Here is an 18,437-nt window from a genome sequence, read left to right on the forward strand (position 1 = left end):
ACGGCCGTGGACTGGTTCACCGACCCCGGGTACTGGGTGAGCCGGCTGGTCTTCCAGCGGGCTCTGGCCGGCGTGTACCTCATCGCGTTCCTGACGGCGGCGCTGCAGTTCCGGGCCCTGCTCGGCGAGCGCGGGATGCTGCCGATCCCGAGGTACGTCGCCCGCGTCCCCTTCCGGCGGGCACCGAGCCTGTTCCAGCTGCACTACTCGGACCGTCTCTTCGCGGGCTGCGCGTGGGCGGGCTGCGCGGTGTCGGCGGCGCTGCTGGCGGGCGCGGACTCCGAACTCCCGCTGTGGGCCGGGATGGTGCTGTGGCTGGTTCCCTGGGCGCTGTACCTCTCGATCGTCAACGTCGGCCAGACCTGGTACGCGTTCGGCTGGGAGTCGCTGCTCCTGGAGACCGGCTTCCTCGCCGTCTTCCTCGGCAACGACGAGGTGGCCCCGCCGGTCGTCGTGCTCTTCCTGCTGCGCTGGATCCTGTTCCGGGTGGAGTTCGGGGCGGGGCTGATCAAGATGCGCGGGGACGCCTGCTGGCGCAAGCTCACCTGTCTCCACTACCACCACGAGACCCAGCCGATGCCGGGCCCGCTGAGCTGGTTCTTCCACCACCTGCCCGGACCGGTGCACAAGGCGGAGGTGGCCGCCAACCACGTCACCCAGCTGCTGGTCCCCTTCCTGCTGTTCACCCCGCAGCCGATCGCCACGGCGGCCGCGTCCCTGATGATCCTCACCCAGCTGTGGCTGGTGGCCTCCGGGAACTTCTCCTGGCTGAACTGGATCACCATCGTGCTGGCCGTGTCGGCGCTCCGCCTCCCCACGGACCGTCGCACGGCACCGGCCACCCCGCTCTGGTACGAGGTGGTCGTCCTCGCCGTGGCCGCGCTGCTCCTCTTCCTGAGCCACCGGCCGGTCGTGAACATGGTCTCCCGCCGACAGGTCATGAACCGTTCCTTCGACCCGCTCCACCTGGTCAACACCTACGGCGCGTTCGGCAGCGTCAGCCGCATCCGCTACGAGGTGGTGGTCGAGGGCACGCTGGACGGCACCCCGCGCGAGGAATCGGAGTGGCGGGAGTACGAGTTCAGGGGCAAGCCGGGCGATCCCCGGCGCTGGCCCCGCCAGTTCGCGCCCTACCACCTCCGCCTGGACTGGCTGATGTGGTTCGCCGCCCTCTCCCCCGCGTACGCCGGGGACTGGTTCGGCGGTCTGGTCGAGCGCCTCCTGGAGAACGACCGGGACACACTCCGGCTGCTGCGCCGCTCCCCCTTCCCGCCCGGCGAGCCCCCGCGCTTCGTCCGCGCCCGCCTCTTCCGCTACCGCTACACCAGCCTGCGGGAGCTTCGGGAGACGGGCGCGTGCTGGGAGCGGACGTACGTACGGGAGTTCCTGCCGCCGACCCGGCTGACGGGGGCGGCTCAGAGGCCGTAGACCCGGGCGGCGGTGGTCTCGAAGACGGCGGCGCGGTCGGCCGGGGCGACCAACTCGGTTGCGGCCCCGAAGACCTCGCCGTACGTCCCGGCCAGGGTGCACACCGGCCAGTCCGAGCCGAACATCAGGCGGTCGGGGCCGAAGGCGTCCAGGACGGTCTCGGCGTACGGGCGCAGGTCGTCGACGGTCCAGGAGGCGGGGTCGGCCTCCGTGACCATGCCGGAGAGCTTGCAGACGGTGTTGGGGCGGGCGGCGAGGTTGCGGACCGCGCCGGCCCAGGGTTCGAGGGCGCCGGACGCGATGGGGGGCTTGCCCAGGTGGTCGAGGACGAAGGTGAGGTCCGGATGGGACTCGGCGGCCTTGACGGCGGCCGGGAGCTGGTGGGCCTGCACGATGAGGTCGTAGACCAGGCCCGCGTCCGCGAGCACGGCCAGGCCCCGGCCGACGTCCGGGCGCAGCAGCCACTCCGGGTCGGGCTCGCCCTGGACCTGGTGCCGGATGCCCTTCAGACAGGTTCCGCCGGGGAGTTCGCGCAGCCGGGCGATTTCCTCGGCGACGTCCGGGCGGGTCAGGTCGGTCCAGCCGACGACCCCGGCGACCAGGTCGTGGGCGTCGGCGAGGGCGAGGAACTCCGGGGTCTCCTCGGGGACGGTGACCGTCTGGACGAGGACCGTGCGGACGACCCCGGCCGCGGCCGCCTCGGGTTCGAGGTCCTCGACGGTGAAGTTCCGCCGCAGCGGCCGGAGTTCGGGTCCGGTGATCCAGTCCTGGTCGCGTACCGAGAGGTCCCAGACATGGTGGTGGGCGTCGATCGTCATGGCAGCTCCCATACGACGGGCAGGCCGGCCCCCGAACCCGCCTCGGAGTAGTCGTGGACGACGTCGAGGAGCTCGGCCATCCGGGCCTGCCAGGCCACGTTGACCGGGAGCCGCTCCAGCTCGGCGAGGAGCCGGCCGTAGTCGGCGCACTCCAGGACGTGGAAGAGGTCGGTGCCACTGCGCCAGATGGTCCAGGAGGTGGCCCCGGCGGCGCGGATGGCGTCGGTGAGTTCGGCGGGCACCTCGCGGTGGGCGGCCTCGTACTCGGGGACGCGGTCGGCCCGGACCCTGGTGTGCAGGGCGACCCTCATGACCGGTCCTCCGCGGGTACGGGGGCGTCGGCGGGCAGCAGGCCGGAAGCCTGCAGCCGCTGCCAGAAGGCGGCGGGGACATGCGCGGCGAACTGTTCGGCACCGTCGGCGATCTCGGCCGCGGAGCGGGCCCCGACCAGGACGCTCGCCACGGCCGGGTGGGCCGCGCAGAAGGCGAGGGCGGCGGCCCGCAACGTGGTCCCGTGCTCCTCCGCGAGCGCCTCGAGGCGCAGCGCGCGGGACAGCAGTTCGTCGGAGACCTGTGCGTAGTTGTAGGTGGCGCCGGGCTTCGGATCGGCCAGCAGACCGGAGTTGAAGGCCCCGCCGATCACCACCGAGGTACCGCGCTCGGCGGCGGCCGGAAGCAGGTCGGCGAGGGCGCTCTGGTCGAGGAGGGTGTAGCGGCCGGCGCACAGCACCACGTCGACGTCGGTGTCGCGGACGAACCGGGTGAGCATCGCCGTCTGGTTCATGCCGGCGCCGATCGCGCCCACGACACCCTCGGCGCGCAGCTTCTCCAGGGCGGGGTAGCCCTCGCGGAAGGCCTGTTCGGCGTGGTCGTCGGGGTCGTGCAGGTAGACGACGTCGACCCGGTCGAGGCCGAGCCGCTCCAGGCTGGCCTCCAGGGTGCGGCGGATGCCGTCGGCGCTGAAGTCCCAGACCCGGCGCAGAGCGTCGGGCACGGCGAAGCCGTGGGCGAGGTCGTCGCCGTCGCCGGGCCCCGGTTCCAGGCGGCGGCCGACCTTGGTGGAGAGGGTGAACGCGTCCCGGTCGTACCCGCGCAGCGCCTCGCCCAGCCGCCGCTCCGACAGCCCCAGGCCGTAGTGCGGGGCGGTGTCGAAGTACCGGATGCCCTGCTGCCAGGCGGCGGTGACGGTGTCGTACGCCTGCTGGTCGGGGAGTTCGGTGTACAGGTTGCCGATCACGGCGGCGCCGAGGCCCAGTGGGCCGACCCGGACGCCGCTGCGGCCGAGGGCGGTCACCGGTCCACCGGCCGCAGCCTGAGGCCCTGCATGCCGCCGTCGACGGCGAGCGAGGTGCCGGTGGTGGCGCCGGACAGCGGGCTCGCCAGGTAGGCGACGGCACCGGCGACCTCGGCGGCGGAGACCAGGCGCCCGGCGGGCTGGCGGGCCTCCAGGGCGGCGCGCTCGGCGGCCGGGTCGGGCGCCATGTCCAGCAGGCGGCCGACCCACGGGGTGTCGGCGGTGCCGGGGTTGACGCAGTTGACGCGGACGCCCTCGCGGACGTGGTCGGCGGCCATCGCCAGCGTCAGGGAGTACACGGCACCCTTGGTGGCGCTGTACAGGGCGCGTTGCGGCAGGCCCGCGGTGGCGGCGATGGAGCAGGTGTTGACGATCGCCGCGTGCTCGGAGCGGCGCAGGTGGGGCAGGGCGGCGCGGGCCGCGCGCACCATGCCGAGGACGTTGACGTCGAAGACGCGGCGCCATTCCTCGTCGTCGTTGTCCTCGACGGTGCCCTGGGCGCCGATGCCCGCGTTGTTGACCAGGACGTCGAGGCCGCCCAGCGCCTCCACGGCGCTCGCCACGGCCGTCCGCACGGACGCGTCGTCGGTGACGTCGGCCCGGAAGCCGAGCAGCGGCTTCTCGACGGCGGACGGGTCGAGGTCGAGGACGGCGACCTGGGCACCGCGCTCGGCGAGCAGCTCGGCGGTGGCCCGCCCGATCCCGGAGGCGCCGCCGGTGACCAGGGCCCTCAGACCCTCGAAGTCGGTCATGCCGCCCGTCCCTTCTGCGTTTCGGGGTCGGCGGCCCAGAAGGTGCCGCCGGGGTAGGTGTACTCCGCGACGGACTCCGGTCGCATGGCGGCCGAGAAGCCCGGTGCGGTGGGTGCCGTGTAGTGACCCTGGCGGATCACCACCGGATCGCGGAAGTGGTCGTGCAGATGGTCGACGTACTCGATGACCCGGTCCTCGGTGGTACCGGAGACCGCCACGTAGTCGAACATCGAGAGGTGCTGGACGAGTTCGCACAGTCCGACCCCGCCGGCGTGCGGGCAGACCGGGACGCCGAACTTGGCGGCCAGCAGCAGGACGGCGAGGTTCTCGTTGACGCCGGCGACCCGGGCGGCGTCGATCTGGACGACGTCGATGGCACCGGCCTGGAGCAGCTGTTTGAAGACGATCCGGTTCTGGACGTGTTCGCCGGTGGCCACCTTGACCGGGGCGACCGCGCGGCGGATGGCCGCGTGGCCGAGGATGTCGTCGGGGCTGGTGGGCTCCTCGATCCAGTACGGGTCGAACTCGGTGAGGGCCTTGGTCCAGCGGATCGCCTCGTCGATGTTCCAGCGCTGGTTGGCGTCGATGGCCATCCGGATGTCCGGGCCGACGACCCGGCGGGCGACCCGGCAGCGCCTGATGTCGTCGTCGAGGTCGGCGCCGACCTTCAGCTTGATCTGCCGGAAGCCGTCGGCGACCGCCTGGGCCGCGAGCCGGCTGAGCTTCTCGTCGTCGTAGCCGAGCCAGCCGGCCGAGGTGGTGTAGGCGGGGAAGCCGTGCTCCAGGAGGCGGGTCCGCCGTTCCCCGGCGCCTTCCCGGCCCTGCTGGAGGATGGCCAGGGCCTCCTGGGGGGTGAGCGCGTCGGTGAGGTAGCGGAAGTCGATCTGCCGGACGATCCACTCCGGGTCGGCGTCGGCGAGCAGCTGCCACAGCGGCTTGCCGGCGCGGCGGGCGGCGAGGTCCCAGACGGCGTTGACGACCGCGCCGATCGCCATGTGCATCACGCCCTTCTCGGGGCCCAGCCAGCGGAGCTGGCTGTCGCCGATCAGGTCCCGGTAGACGGATCCGGGGTCGTCGCAGACCTCGTCGACCGGGCGGCCGAGCACGTGGTTCCGCAGCGCGTCGATCGCGGCGACCTGGACGTCGTTGCCCCGCCCGATGGTGAACGTGAACCCGTGCCCCTCGTACCCGTCGCCCGCGTCGGTGCGCAGCACGACATAGGCCGCCGAGTAGTCGGGGTCCGGGTTCATCGCGTCGGAGCCGTCGAGCTCGCGCGAGGTGGGGAAGCGGATGTCGTAGGTGTGGACCGCGGTGATGCGGGCGGGGCTCGGGGACACGGATTTCCTTTCCTTCGGGGGGAGTTCGGGACGCGGGCCGGTCAGTCCTGGGCCCGTCCCGTGGTGACACGGGCGATCATGAGGGCGACCAGGATGATGCCGCCGTAGATGGCCTGGATCCAGAACGACGGCACCTGCGCCAGGGTGAGCAGGTTCTGCACGACACCCAGAAGGAGTACGCCGGTCAGGGCGCCGAACATGGTGCCCTTGCCGCCGTCCAGGCTGATGCCGCCGATCACCGCCGCGGCGAACACCGTGAAGATCATGTTGTTGCCCTGGTTGGCGCTGATCGCGCCGACGTACCCGGTCTGCATGATCCCGCCGACGGAGGCGAGGGCCCCGGCCACCACGAACACCCCGAGCATCACCCGGTCGACGCGGATACCGGCGGCGCGGGCCGCGTCGGCGTTGCCCCCGATGGCGTACAGCGCCCGGCCGACCCGGTGGTACTTCAGCACAAGGCCGGTGACCGCGAAGGCGACCGCGGCCAGCCACACCGACATGGGGACGCTGAGGAACGTGCTGGTGGCCAGGGTGAAGAAGCTGTCGGGCATCCCGAACAGGGTCTTGCCCTTGGTGGCGCCGACCAGCACACCGCGGAGCACGATCAGCATCGCCAGCGTCACGATGAACGCGTTGAGCTTGAACTTGACGACCAGGATGCCGTTGAAGGCGCCGACGGCCGCGCCGACGACCAGGATCGCCACCATGGCGAGGGCGGCGGGGAACTCCGTGCCCCAGCCGGACTCCGCCGACGGCAGGACGAGGAGGGCGCCGACGGCGGGGGCGATGCCGACGACCGACTCCAGGGAGAGGTCGAACTTGCCGGTGATCAGGACCAGCGACTCGGCGAGCACCACCATCGCGAGGGCGGCGGAGGCGCCGAGGATGGAGATCAGGTTGCGCTCGGTGAGGAACGAGTCGTTGACCACCGCGCCGAGCACCATCAGCAGCAACAGGGCCGGGACGAGGGCGAGTTCACGAGCCCGGCGCAGGAGGACCGTGCGGGCCGCGCGCGGGTCCGGGGAGCGCACCGGGGTGAGCGGCGGGGCCTTGGTCTCAGCCATGGTCCACTCCTTCGGGCATGGAGTCCACTCCTTCTATGGAGGCGATCAGCTCGTGGTCGTGCCAGCCGGCCGGGTGTTCGGCGACCGTCCGGCCGTGGAAGAGGACGAGGACGCGGTCGCAGCGGCGCAGGTCGTCGAGTTCGTCGGAGACGACCAGCACGGCGGTGCCGTCCTCACGGGCGCTGTCCACGCGGGCCAGCAGCGACTCCTTCGACTTCACGTCGACGCCCGCGGTGGGGTTGACCAGGACCAGCAGCCGCGGTTCCGAGGCGAGGGCGCGGGCCATGACGACCTTCTGCGCGTTGCCGCCGGACAGGTCGGAGACGGGCTGGTCGGGGCCCTCGGCGTGGATGTCGAGGCGTTCGATCAGCCCGGCGGCGAAGCCCCGTTTGCGGTCGGTGCCGACGAACCCGCCGCGGCCCAGCCGGTCGAGGACGGTCATGGTGGCGTTGTCGCCGATGCTCATGCCGGCCACGAGTCCCTGGTCGTGCCGGTCGCGGGGCACGAAGCCGACGCCCGCTCGGAGCGCGGCCCGGACATCCCCGAACGGCAGCGGCCTGCCGTCCAGGTGCGCGGTCCCGCCGGTCGGGGTGCGCAGTCCGGCGATGGTCTCGGCGAGTTCGATCTTGCCGCTGCCGCTGGTACCGGCCAGGCCGACGACCTCGCCGCTGCGGACGGTGAGGTCGATGCCGTCGTACGACTCCGAGGTGAGCCCGCCGGTGCTGAGGACGACGGGTGCCTCGGCGGCCACCGCGTCCCGTGCCGTCTGTTCCTGCCGGGTCACGGCCTCCCCGGCCATCGCCTCCACCAGGGCGGCCCTGGGCAGGTCGGCGACCGGGGCGGTGACGATCCAGCGGGCGTCGCGGAGCACGGTGACGGTCTGGCAGACCTCGTAGACCTCCTGGAGGTGGTGCGAGATGAACAGGAAGGTCACGCCCGAGTCCTGGAGCGCCCGCATCCGGCTGAACAGCCGCTCGATCTCCCGGTTGTCGAGCTGGGCGGTCGGCTCGTCGAGGACGATGAACCGGGCGCCGAAGCTCAGCGCGCGGGCGATCTCCACCATCTGCCGGTCCTCGACCTTGAGGTCGGCGGTACGCGCCTCGGGGTCGACGCGGACGTCCCAGGTGTCGAGGAGCGCGGCGGCCTCCCTGTGGAGTCGCCGCCAGCTGATCAGACCCCGGTGCAGGGGCTGCCGGTTGATGAAGAGGTTCTCGGCGACCGTCAGCTCCGGCACGACGGTCGGCTTCTGGTAGACGCAGGCCACCCTGCGCCGCCAGGCGTCCCGGTCGCCGAGCGCGGGCGCGGGCTCGCCGTCGAAGCGGACCGTGCCCTCGTCCGGGGCCTGGAGGCCGGTGAGGACGTTGACCAGGGTGGACTTGCCGGCGCCGTTGCGGCCGACGAGGGCGTGGGACTCGCCCGGCAGGACGGTGAGCCGGCCGTCGGCGAGGGCGACGGTGGGGCCGTAGCGCTTGACGATGTCCCGGGCCTCTACGAGTGGCGTGCTCATTTGACCGTGTTGCCCCACAGCTTCGGGTCGTCCACGTTGGCCTTGGTGACCAGGGGCGCCGGGAGCTGGTCCTCCAGGATCCCGCTGGGCAGCTTGACGATGGTGGAGCCGTGGTCAGTCGGGCCGGGCTCGAACGTCTTCCCCGCCATCGCCGCCTTGATGTAGTACATGCCGTACTTGGCGTAGGCGTCGGCGGGCTGGGAGACGGTCGCGTCGATCTCGCCCTTGCGGATGGCGTCGAACTCCTGCGGGATGCCGTCGTTGGAGACGATCACGATGTGCCCGCTCTGCCCGGCCGTCTTGAGCATGCCCTTGGACTTCAGGGTCTGCAGGGTCGGGGCGAGGTAGACGCCGCCGGCCTGCAGGTAGATGCCCTTGATGTCCGGGTTGGCGTTGAGCAGGGTGCTCAGCTGCGAGGCGGCCGTGTCGGACTCCCACTTGGCGGGGATCTCCAGGACCTTGAGCTTCGGGTACTTCTTCTTCACGCAGGAGCGGAACGCCTCGGAGCGGTCCCGGCCGTTGACCGAGGCCAGGTCGCCCATGATCTGCACGACCTTGCCGCTGGTGACGTGCCGGCCGAGGTAGTCGCAGGCCTTCTCGCCGTAGGCGACGTTGTCGGCCCGGACCACCATGGCGACCTTGCCCTTGTCCGGCGCCACGTCCACGGCGACCACCGGCACACCCTTGCGCTCGGCCTGGTCGAGCCCCGCCTCGATGGCGGCGCTGTCCAGCGGGGCCACGACCAGCCCCTTCACGCCCTGGTTCAGCTCGTTGTTGATGTCGGTGATCTGCTGCGAGGGGTCGCTGTTGGAGTTGACCGTCTTCAGCGCGTCCACGCCCTCGGACGTCGCCATCTTGGGCACGTAGTCGTTGTACGACTGCCAGAACGGCGAGGTCAGCAGGGGCAGGATCACCCCCACCTTGCCGGTGCCACCGCCTCCGGCACTGCCGCTGCCGGTGTCCTTGGTGCTGCCGCAGGCGGCGAGCACGAGCGAGGCTCCGACGGCGACGGCCGTCGCGCCGATGATCCGGGACCTGTTCCGCTTCCTCAGTGTTCTGCCGGGCATCTTGGCAGCTCCTCATCGAGCGTGTTCGAGCAGATGCCCGCATACTTATCAGACCACTCGGCGGGTTCAACACCCCACGGACGCTTATTTTCCGTGAATGTACCGTCGTCCGAGCCATAGTGGTCGGACCACCTCGCTGACTAGACTTCGGCGCACCGGCGACAGGAGGAGCAGTGTGGACGAGACGGCGCCACAGAAGGGCACGGTGACGCAGCGCGCCATCGAGCGGATCAAGGCAATGATCGCGGAGGGCCGTCTGGAGCCGGGCCAGCGGCTGCCGACGGAACGGGATCTCGCCGCCCAGCTGGGCATGTCCCGCAGCTCCATGCGCGAGGCGATCCGCGCGCTGACGGTCCTCGGCGTCCTGGAGGCCCGGCACGGCTCCGGGATCTACGTCACCCAGCTGGAGGCGGGCGACCTGCTGGAGACGTTCGGCGTGGTCGCCGACCTGTCACGCGGGCCGCAGCTGGTGGAGCTGCTGGAGGTGCGGCGGGTCCTGGAGTCGACGGCGACGGCGCTGGCCGCCGCGCGGATCACGGCCGAGCAGCTGGCCGAGGTGGAGAAGCACCTCACGGCGATGAACGCGACGGACGATCCCGAGGAGATCCTCGCGCACGACCTCGCGTTCCACCGGGTGATCGCGGGGGCGGCCGGGAACGACACGATGGCCGCGATCCTGGAGGGGCTGTCGTCGCGGACGTTCCGGGCCCGGGTGTGGCGGGGGTACGAGGAGGAGGGGGCGTTCGACCGGACGCGGCGGGAGCACGCGGCGATCCACCGCGCCCTCGTCGCCCGGGATCCGGAGGCGGCGAGGGCCGCGGCGGCTGCCCACGTCGGTGAGGTCGAGGAGTGGCTGCGCGCACAGCTCGACACCTGAGCGGACGCGCCCCGTCAGGGGCGCTGGGGGTACCCCCAGCCGAAGGCCGGGGGAGGAACCGCGCGGCCGACCACGACGGCGCCGTGGCCGACCGACGGCATTCCGCGGCACTTTTGGTGGAGCGCTGCGCCCGCGGGTGCGTGGGGGCCGGGCGCGCAGTTCTCCGCGCCCCTTGGGGCCGCTCAGGCTCGCCGGAGTCGCAACGTCACCAGCTCGAAGGGACGCAGGCGCAGCGGGATGCTGTTGCCCACGGTCTGTGGCGCATCCTGCAGCGGTCGTTCGAGCAGATCGGTGGCCATGACGTGCTGCACCTCGAACCCGGCCGTGAGCGTCGCGCGGGCCCTTCCGCCGTGTGCCTCGTGGAAGCGGACCACCACGTCGCCGCTGCCGTCGTCGGCCAGCTTCACCGCGGTGATCACCACCGCGTCGTTGTCGACCGTGACCAGCGGGGCGACGTCGTTCGCGCCCGTCACCCGGCGCTCCGCCAGGTTGATCCGCCAGCCCTCCCGGACCGCGTCCGCGATGGCCGCGCCCGGTACCAGGGCATGCCGGAAGCGGTGGATGCCCTGGTCGGTCTCGGGGTCGGGGAAGCGGGGGGCGCGCAGCAGTGAGGCACGGACCGTGGTGGTCGTGCCCTGGTCGCCGTCCGTACGGACGCTGCGGGTGACGTCGTGGCCGTAGGTCGAGTCGTTGACGACGGCCACGCCCCAGCCGGGTTCCGCCAGGTGGACGAAGCGGTGGTTGCAGGCCTCGAACTTCGCCGCCTCCCACGAGGTGTTGGTGTGGGTCGGGCGGTGGAAGTGACCGAACTGGGTCTCGGACGCGTACCGTTCGGCGTGCACGTCCAACGGGAAGGCGAGTTTCAGGAACTTCTCGGTCTCGTGCCAGTCGACCTCCGTGTCGATCAGCAGCCGCCGCTCCCCCGGCTGCAGGGACAGCACCTGGGTGACCCGGGACGAGCCGAAGGACCGTACGATCCGGACGCCCTGCTCGTCGGCGGCCAGCTCGTCGGTCTGGGTGAGGTCGGTGACCGCGTTGCGGTAGAAGGCGTCCACGTCCCAGGCGTCCCACATGTTCGGGAAGTCGGGGTGGAGCTGGAGGAGGTTGGCGGCCGCGCCGGGGGCGATGGTCTCACGGTCGGCGTCGAGGTCGTAGGCGGACACGACCAGGCCGCGGGCGTCGATCTCGATCCGCAGCAGGCCGTTGGCGAGGACGTGTCCGCCCCCGGGCCGGTCCGACACGGTCACCTCGCCGGACGTCTGCTGCGGTGCCGCGCCGCCGGCGGGGACGCCGCCGCGGCTGTGCGGTGCCGCGTTGAACAGCAGCGGCCGGTCGCCCTCCCCCGCCAGGGCCCGCTGGGCCGCCTCGACGATCTGATCGAGTTCGGTCGCGAGCCGCTGGTAGGTCGCCCTCGCCTCCCGGTGCACCCAGGCGATCGAGGAACCCGGCAGGATGTCGTGGAACTGGTGGAGCAGGACCGTCTTCCAGATCCGGTCCAGCTCCTCGTAGGGGTAGCGGAACCCGGTGCGGACCGCCGCCGTCGCCGCCCACAGTTCGGCCTCGCGCAGGAGGTGTTCGCTGCGCCGGTTGCCCTGCTTGGTCTTCGCCTGGCTGGTGAGGGTGGCGCGGTGCAGTTCGAGGTAGAGCTCGCCGACCCAGACGGGCGGGTCGGGGTACTCGGCCTCGGCCTTGGCGAAGAACTGCTCCGGGGTCTCCCACACGACCGCCGGTGAGCCCTCCAGGTTCCGTACCCGTGCCGACCTGGCGACCATCTCGCGGGTGGTGCCGCCGCCTCCGTCGCCCCAGCCGGTGGGGGCGAGGGAGTGCCGGGCCCGGCCCTTGTCCTTGAAGTTACGGGCCGCGTGGGCGAGTTCGCTGCCCTTCATGGAGCAGTTGTAGGTGTCGACGGGCGGGAAGTGGGTGAAGATCCGGGTGCCGTCGATGCCCTCCCACTGGAAGGTGTGGTGGGGGAACCTGTTCGTCTGCGACCAGGAGATCTTCTGGGTGAGCAGGCGGGTCGAGCCGGCCGCCCTGATGATCTGCGGGAGTCCGGCCGCGAAGCCGAAGGTGTCGGGCAGCCACGCCTCGTCGTTCTCGATCCCGAACTCGTCGAGGAAGAACCGCTTGCCGTGCACGAACTGACGGGCCATCGCCTCCGAGCCCGGCATGTTGGTGTCCGACTCCACCCACATCCCGCCGGCCGGCACGAACCGCCCCTCCGCGACCGCCTTCTTGACCCGCGCCCACACCTCGGGCCGGTGCTCCTTCACCCACGCCCACTGCTGGGCCTGGGACATGGCGAACACGAAGTCGGGTTCGTCCTCGATGAGGGCGGTCATGTTGGCCGTGGTACGCGCGACCTTGCGGACCGTCTCGCGCAGCGGCCACAGCCATGCCGAGTCGATGTGCGCGTGCCCCACCGCGCTGATCCGGTGCGCGGACGGCACGGCGGGGGCGGCGAGGACCTCGGTGAGACACGAACGGGCGCGGGCGGCCGTGCCGTTCACGTCCTGGAGGTCGACGGCGTCCAGGGCCCGCTCGACCGCGCGCAGGATCTCGTGGCGGCGCTGCGCGTCGGCCGGCAGTTCGGCCATCAGCTCGCCGAGCACCTCCAGGTCGATGACGAGCTGCCACACGGTCTCGTCGAAGACCGCGAGGTCCATCCGGGCGAGCGTGTACTGCGGTTCGTGCCCGGCGGTGTCCTTGTCGCCGAGCCAGGTGGGCCGGAACGGGTGGTAGTCGAGGATCACCGGGTTGGAGGCCGCCTCGATGTGCAGCCTGACCTGCTCGCCGCCCTCGACGGGGGTGCCGACGCGGACCCACTGGTTGCGCGGGTTGAGGCCCTTCACCGGGGTGCCGTCGGGGCGGTAGACCAGGCCCTCGCACTGGAAGCCGGGCATGTTCTCGTCGAAGCCGAGGTCGAGGAGGGCCTCCACGGTCCGTCCGGCCCACTCCGGGGGGACGGTTCCGGTCACCCGGAACCAGCTGGTGCCCCACGGAGCACCCCAGCGGGCGCCCACCGCGATCGGCTCGGGCTCGGCCGCGAGCCCCTCGTCGACCGGCACGGGCTCGCCGGGCGCATGCCACACCGCGACGTCGAGCGGCACGGACTCGGGGTACACGGCGGGGCGGACACGCTCGTCGAGGACGCGCCTCAGGCGGGCTTCGACCAGGCTGCGGTCGTCATGCATGTGGGGTGCTCCGTAGGTTGGTTACCGGTTACCAGGTGTGCGTGACGGTGACGGGATCCGACGAGGTGTACAGCTCCCCTACCGCACGCACTTCGAACCGTCCCGTCGTCTCTCCCTGCTCGGGCTGGAGGCCGGTCAGGAAGTAGGCCCGCTGGCCGGTGGCGCCGAGGAAGCGCCGGGTGCCGTCGGGGAGAAGGCGGTGCAGGGTGTACTGCCGTACGGCGCCGGGTGCCGCGTCCCAGGCAAGGCGCAGGTTTCCGCCGTCGGCCGCGGTGACCTGGGCGGCGGCGGGCGCGGCGGGGGTGCTCACCGCTTCCCGTACGGCGATGCCGCCGAGCCGCCACTGGACGGCCCCGCCACTCGCGGTGAGGCGGACGCCGAGGGCGTGGACGGTGCCGGAGAGGCCGGTCAGCGGGACGGTCGCGGTCGCCCAGCCGTCGCCGCCGGAGTCCGCCGGCAGATAGGTGTACGGCGGTGCCGTACCGGCACTGCCCGGTTCGGCGGTGGCGACGGCGAGCTCGACGTCGACGCTTCCGGAGTCGGTCCGGTACGTCAGCTCGACGACCGTCTGTGCCGTGACCGGGAGCTGGGTCGCGTAGAGGTCCAGGACCACCGGCTGGTCCAGCGCACCGTCGACCAGCACGCTGCTGCCGCCCCGCCAGGCAGCCGCGAAGTCGAAGTTCACGGTCGGCCGGGTACCGGACGTCCGGACCGCCCAGCGCCGGGACGGGAGCAGGTCCTGCAGCCCGAGGTGGTTCCAGGGCGTGTCCGAGGCGACCTCGCCGTCCTCGTACCAGCGCAGCCCGTGCCCGGTGTTGAACACGCTCGCGAACGGCACCGCCGACACCGTCGACCGGTCCGCCGCCCACACGGCGGGTGCCCGCCAGGGATCCGTGCCGTCGGGCCGGGACGGATCCAGTGAACGGCCGGTCCAGAACCGGTCGTCGGCGGCGTGGAAGTCGCCGGGGGTACGGCTCGCGGGCAGGTGGTTGCGGGTCCACTCGGGCCGGTAGAAGCCGACGGACGTGATGTGCGCGGAGCCGCTGGGGACCATCGCGTCCCAGTTCACGGAGGTGCCGGAGCCGTTGGACTCGACGTCGACCCCGGCCCACAGCTCGTAGCGGCTGCGGCCGAGCTGGACCGCCTTCGTGCCCGAGGAGGCGAGAGTGGAGGCGCTCCAGCGGAAGTCGACGAACATGTCGTCGGCGGCCTGGAAGAAGGCCTGGTTCTGGCTGTTCAGGGCGCCCTGCCAGCTGACCGCGCCGCCCACGGTCATCGCGTCGTACCAGGTGACCCGCTGTCCCTGGGCCGCGGCCAGCGACTTGAGCTCGGTGACGAAGCCGAGCATGGCGGTGCCGAGGGCGGTGTTCCCTCCGCCGGTCTCGGCGTTCACGAACCAGCCGTCGAAGCCGTAGGCGGCGGCCAGGGCGACGAGCCGGGCGGCCAGGGGGTGGTGCCCGGTGGCGTCCGTCTGGACCAGGTCGCGGGTCCACTGGAGCTGGCCGCCGTAGGCGGTGGGCGGCAGGAAGATGTTGCCGAGGACGGGGACGCCGTGCCGGTGGGCCGCGTCGACGATCGGCGCGTTCGGGGCGAGGATCAGTCCCTCGCCGGCCGAGCCGCCCCAGAAGACCAGTTCGTCGAGGTAGGCCCAGTGGGTGAGGGCGTAGTAGTCGGCGGTGGCCGAGCCCTGGGACGGGTTGCCGGAGGTCGGCCCGAAGGACACCAGCGACTGGATGCGGGCCTGGCCGGAGCGGGCGGTGGTGTTGGCGGGGGTCGGGGTGAAGCGGGCGGCGAGCGGCACGGAGGCCGCGTTGAAGGCGAGGTCGGGGTCGCCGGCCGCCGTCCAGGTCTTCAGGCTGCGCCAGGTGATGCCGGTGCCCGGGCTGCCGGAGGGGAAGGAGTCCGGGTAGAAGTAGGACGCGTAGGGCGGGGTGGCCGTGGTGGCGGCCGCGGTGGCCTTCCGGGTGGCGGCCATGGCGGGGGCGGGTGAGAAGGCGGCCGCGGTGGCGGCGATGAGGACGGTGCGTCTGCTGGGGTTCACGAGCGGGTGCCTCCTTGTGGGGTGGGGAGAACCTGTTCGGGGGTGACGACCTCGGTGATGCCGCGCGCGGTGAGATGGTCCCGGTCGGCCGCGCGGGTGTCGAGGACGGTGGTGGGGCGCGCCCCGTCGGCGGCGAGCCGGAACCAGGCGTCGAAGACGGGTCCGCCGGGGGCGTTGCGGGAGCGCAGGGCCGGGTCGGCGGGCACGACGAGCGCCGTGCCGCGCTTCCGGGCCGCTGCCGGCTCGGCCGCCGCGAGCACGTGGGCGATGTCCTTGGGCTTGCGGTCGTTGGTCAGCAGGCCGAGCCCGTACTCGAGTTCGGGGAAGTCGGCGAGGCTCCGGCTGACGTCGTGCGAGCACCACCAGGTGACGCCCCACAGGTCGGGGCAGTCCAGCACCGCGGTGATCGTCGCCTCGGCGAACGCGGCCGCGTGCTCGGCGGGGATCAGCGGCACGGGCGCGCCCACCTCCTGGAGCCAGACGGGCCGGTGCGCGTCCTCGGCCCAGGCCTTGCTCAGTTCGACGAGATAGGCGGCGTGCTGCTCGGTCTGCACGGCGGTGCGGCCATATCGCTGGGCGGTGCCGTCGAACACCCAGGAGTGCACGGCGGTGACGGCGCCGAGGCGGGCCGAGTGGGCGGGGGTGAAGGGCTGGTCGTCCTGGTACCAGGCGGCGTCGTAGGAGGCGTGCAGGTGCATGCCGCCGGGAGCGCCCTCGGCGCAGGCGGCGAGCAGCCGGACGAGCCACTTCTCCGCGTCCGCCGCGTCGACCCGGTCGGGGTCTGGGTGCGGTCCGGCGGCGAACTGGTTGACCTCGTTGCCGACGGTCATCCCGATGAAGTTGGGCCGGTCCGCGAGGGCCGCGGCGAGGGTGCGCAGGTAGGCGGCCTCGCCCTCGACGACCTGCGGGTCGGTGAAGAGGTTGCGCCGGTGCCAGGTACGGGTCCAGGCGGGCAGGAAGTCGAAGCTGCTCAGGTGCCCCTGGAGGCCGTCGACGTTGACGTCCAGGCCGCGCTCGGCCGCCGCGTCGGCGAGGGCGACGAGCTGTTCCACCGCACGGGGGCGGATCAGGGTGCGGTCGGGCTGGAAGTAGGGCCAGAGCGGGAAGACCCGGATGTGGTCGAGTCCCAGTGCGGCGATCGAGTCGAGGTCGGCGCGTACCGAGTCCGGGTCGAAGTCGAGCCAGTGGTGGAACCAGCCTTCGCTGGGGGTGTAGTTGACGCCGAAGCGCACGGCAGGAGGCATGCGTATCCCTTGCTGGCGATTGACGGGGTTCAGCCCTTGACGGCTCCCTCGCCGACGCCCCGGAAGAAGTACCGCTGGAGGCAGGCGAACAGGGCGATGAGCGGGGCCACGGCGATCACGGTGCCGGCGGCGACGAGGCGTTCGTCGTTGGCGAAGGTGCCGTGCAGGTAGTTGAGGCCGATGGTGAGCGTGAACCTGGAGGGGTCGCTGAGCACGATGAGGGGCCACAGGAAGTCGTCCCAGGCGCCCATGAAGGCGAAGATCGCGACGACGGCGACGGTGCCCCTGACCGACGGCAGGGCGATCCGCAGGAACCGCTGCCAGACGTTGGCGCCGTCGACGTAGGCCGCTTCCTCTATCTCGTAGGGCAGGTTGAGGAAGGCGTTGCGCATCAGCAGCACGTTCATGGCGCCGATCGAGCCGGGCAGGACGACGCCGATCAGGGTGTTGTTGAGACCGAGTTCGCGCATGGTGGTGAACTGGGCGATGATGATGCCCTCCACCGGCACGAGCATCGCGAGGACGAAGACCAGGGTGGCGATCCGGCGGCCCCGGTAGCGCAGCCGGGCCAGGGCGTAGCCGGCGAGCGCCGAGCCGACGCAGTTGGTCACCACGCTCGCGCTCGCGACCTTCAGGGAGTTGAGGGCGTAGTCCCAGACGGGGATGGTGTCGGCGACCCGCCGGTAGTTGTGCAGCGTGGGGTGTTCCGGCACGAAGCCGGGCGGCGAGCTGAAGATGTCCTCGGTCGGCCCCTTGAGCGAGGTGGACAGCTGCCACAGGAACGGGCCGACCGTGACGGCCAGGACGAGCAGCAGCAGGGCGTAGCGCAGGACCAGTTCGCCGGCCCGGATGCGGCGGCCGTGTGCGTCGGTGAGGCGCGGCTCCTTCGCCGGGGGCACGGTGTGCACCCGTTCCTCGGTGACGGTCATGTCCGCTCCCTCCGGTCGGCGCGCAGCACGAGGAGCATCAGCACCACCGTCACCACGAAGACGACGACGGAGAGCGCCGAGGCGTAGCCGACCCGGCCGGTCAGTCCGGTGCCGGTCTGCTGGACGAGCATCACGAGGGTGGTGTCCTCGCCGGCCGGGCCGCCGTCCGGGCCGGCCAGCAGATAGACCTCGGAGAACGTCTTGAAGGCGCCGACCGAGGAGAGCGCGGCGACCAGCACCATGGTGGAGCGGACGGCGGGCACGGTGACGGTGAGGAATCGGCGGACGGCGCCGGCGCCGTCGACGGCGGCGGCCTCGTGCAGCTCGCGCGGCACGTTGGCGAGCGCCGCCAGATAGATGATCATGTAGTACCCGAGCCCCCTCCAGACCGTGACCGCCATCGCGCTCAGCAGGAGCAGCCACTGGTCGCTGAGGAAGCCGATCCGGCCGATGCCGACGGTCTCCAGCAGCGAGTTGACCAGGCCGCGTTCGTCCAGGAGCCACACCCAGATGAGGCCGACCACGACCACCGAGGCGACGACCGGGGTGTAGAAGGCGGACCGGAAGAAGGTGATGCCGGGGATGTTCTTCTGCACCAGCAGGGCGAGCAGCAGTGGCAGGACGACGAGGGCGGGCACCACCCCGACGATGTACAGGGCGCTGTTGCGCAGGCCGGTCCAGAACATGTCGTCGTGGATCAGCTCACGGAAGTTGGCGAGGCCGACGAAGCGGCCCGGAATCAGTGTGCGGCGGTCCGTGAAGGAGTTGACCACCGTCGAGACGAACGGGTAGAGCACGAAGGCGCCGACGACCAGCAGCCCGGGGGCGGCGAACAGCCAGGGGCTGGTGGGCAGTTGGCGCCGCACGCGGGACACGTCGGCCATC

Annotated in this window: 15 protein-coding genes; 2 read left to right on the forward strand and 13 right to left on the reverse strand. The window is 71.9% G+C overall.

The window, feature by feature from the left end:
- Positions 1-6: 6 nt before the first annotated feature.
- On the forward strand, positions 7-1,428 hold the full coding sequence (locus tag AB0472_RS13905) for a lipase maturation factor family protein (protein ID WP_366356300.1): 1,422 nt from the start codon (positions 7-9) through the stop codon (positions 1,426-1,428).
- Here AB0472_RS13905 and AB0472_RS13910 read toward each other — a convergent pair.
- Genes AB0472_RS13910 through AB0472_RS13945 form a run of 8 tightly spaced genes read right to left on the reverse strand, consistent with a single transcriptional unit; the run spans position 1,416 to position 9,270 of the window.
- Positions 1,416-2,246 (reverse strand): amidohydrolase family protein, encoded by an 831-nt coding sequence (locus AB0472_RS13910; RefSeq protein ID WP_366356302.1) that lies wholly within the window; start codon positions 2,244-2,246, stop codon positions 1,416-1,418. The genes AB0472_RS13905 and AB0472_RS13910 overlap by 13 nt on opposite strands.
- Positions 2,243-2,557 (reverse strand): L-rhamnose mutarotase, encoded by a 315-nt coding sequence (locus AB0472_RS13915; protein ID WP_366356304.1) that lies wholly within the window; start codon positions 2,555-2,557, stop codon positions 2,243-2,245. Before AB0472_RS13915 ends, AB0472_RS13910 begins: the two co-directional genes overlap by 4 nt.
- Positions 2,554-3,540, reverse strand: coding sequence for an aldo/keto reductase (locus tag AB0472_RS13920; RefSeq protein WP_366356306.1), 987 nt, complete (start codon positions 3,538-3,540; stop codon positions 2,554-2,556). Before AB0472_RS13920 ends, AB0472_RS13915 begins: the two co-directional genes overlap by 4 nt.
- Positions 3,537-4,292: an SDR family oxidoreductase gene (locus AB0472_RS13925; RefSeq protein ID WP_366356308.1), complete on the reverse strand. Its 756-nt coding sequence runs from the start codon at positions 4,290-4,292 to the stop codon at positions 3,537-3,539. Before AB0472_RS13925 ends, AB0472_RS13920 begins: the two co-directional genes overlap by 4 nt.
- Positions 4,289-5,629, reverse strand: a complete 1,341-nt coding sequence (locus AB0472_RS13930; RefSeq protein ID WP_366356310.1) for an L-fuconate dehydratase — start codon at positions 5,627-5,629, stop codon at positions 4,289-4,291. The genes AB0472_RS13925 and AB0472_RS13930 overlap by 4 nt, the downstream gene beginning before the upstream one ends.
- Before the next feature lie 41 nt (positions 5,630-5,670).
- The gene (locus AB0472_RS13935) at positions 5,671-6,696 is read right to left on the reverse strand and encodes an ABC transporter permease (protein ID WP_366356312.1); all 1,026 of its coding nucleotides are present in this window, start codon (positions 6,694-6,696) and stop codon (positions 5,671-5,673) included.
- Positions 6,689-8,203: a sugar ABC transporter ATP-binding protein gene (locus AB0472_RS13940; protein WP_366356313.1), complete on the reverse strand. Its 1,515-nt coding sequence runs from the start codon at positions 8,201-8,203 to the stop codon at positions 6,689-6,691. Before AB0472_RS13940 ends, AB0472_RS13935 begins: the two co-directional genes overlap by 8 nt.
- Complete coding sequence (locus AB0472_RS13945; RefSeq protein WP_366356315.1) at positions 8,200-9,270, reverse strand: sugar ABC transporter substrate-binding protein; 1,071 nt, start codon at positions 9,268-9,270, stop codon at positions 8,200-8,202. The genes AB0472_RS13940 and AB0472_RS13945 overlap by 4 nt, the downstream gene beginning before the upstream one ends.
- Positions 9,271-9,445: 175 nt before the next feature.
- Between AB0472_RS13945 and AB0472_RS13950 the strand changes: the two genes are divergently transcribed.
- Positions 9,446-10,147 carry a FadR/GntR family transcriptional regulator gene (locus AB0472_RS13950; RefSeq protein ID WP_366356316.1) on the forward strand — a complete coding sequence of 234 codons (702 nt, stop codon included), beginning with the start codon at positions 9,446-9,448 and terminating at the stop codon, positions 10,145-10,147.
- A gap of 182 nt (positions 10,148-10,329) precedes the next feature.
- Here the strand turns inward: AB0472_RS13950 and AB0472_RS13955 are convergent, their stop codons facing one another.
- From AB0472_RS13955 to AB0472_RS13975, 5 genes are read right to left on the reverse strand one after another with little or no spacing between them, the layout of a single operon-like run.
- On the reverse strand, positions 10,330-13,338 hold the full coding sequence (locus AB0472_RS13955) for a glycoside hydrolase family 38 C-terminal domain-containing protein (RefSeq protein WP_366356317.1): 3,009 nt from the start codon (positions 13,336-13,338) through the stop codon (positions 10,330-10,332).
- Between the two features lie 28 nt (positions 13,339-13,366).
- A complete protein-coding gene (locus tag AB0472_RS13960; protein ID WP_366356319.1) occupies positions 13,367-15,379 on the reverse strand; it encodes an endo-beta-N-acetylglucosaminidase in 2,013 nt (670 codons plus the stop codon).
- Positions 15,376-16,623: a glycosyl hydrolase gene (locus AB0472_RS13965; RefSeq protein WP_366356321.1), complete on the reverse strand. Its 1,248-nt coding sequence runs from the start codon at positions 16,621-16,623 to the stop codon at positions 15,376-15,378. Before AB0472_RS13965 ends, AB0472_RS13960 begins: the two co-directional genes overlap by 4 nt.
- Positions 16,624-16,652: 29 nt before the next feature.
- Positions 16,653-17,552, reverse strand: a complete 900-nt coding sequence (locus AB0472_RS13970; RefSeq protein WP_366356323.1) for a carbohydrate ABC transporter permease — start codon at positions 17,550-17,552, stop codon at positions 16,653-16,655.
- Positions 17,549-18,436, reverse strand: a complete 888-nt coding sequence (locus tag AB0472_RS13975; RefSeq protein ID WP_366356325.1) for a sugar ABC transporter permease — start codon at positions 18,434-18,436, stop codon at positions 17,549-17,551. Before AB0472_RS13975 ends, AB0472_RS13970 begins: the two co-directional genes overlap by 4 nt.
- Position 18,437: the final 1 nt, after the last annotated feature.

This window comes from Streptomyces sp. NPDC086777, assembly GCF_040702065.1.
In the GTDB taxonomy this organism is placed as follows: domain Bacteria; phylum Actinomycetota; class Actinomycetes; order Streptomycetales; family Streptomycetaceae; genus Streptomyces.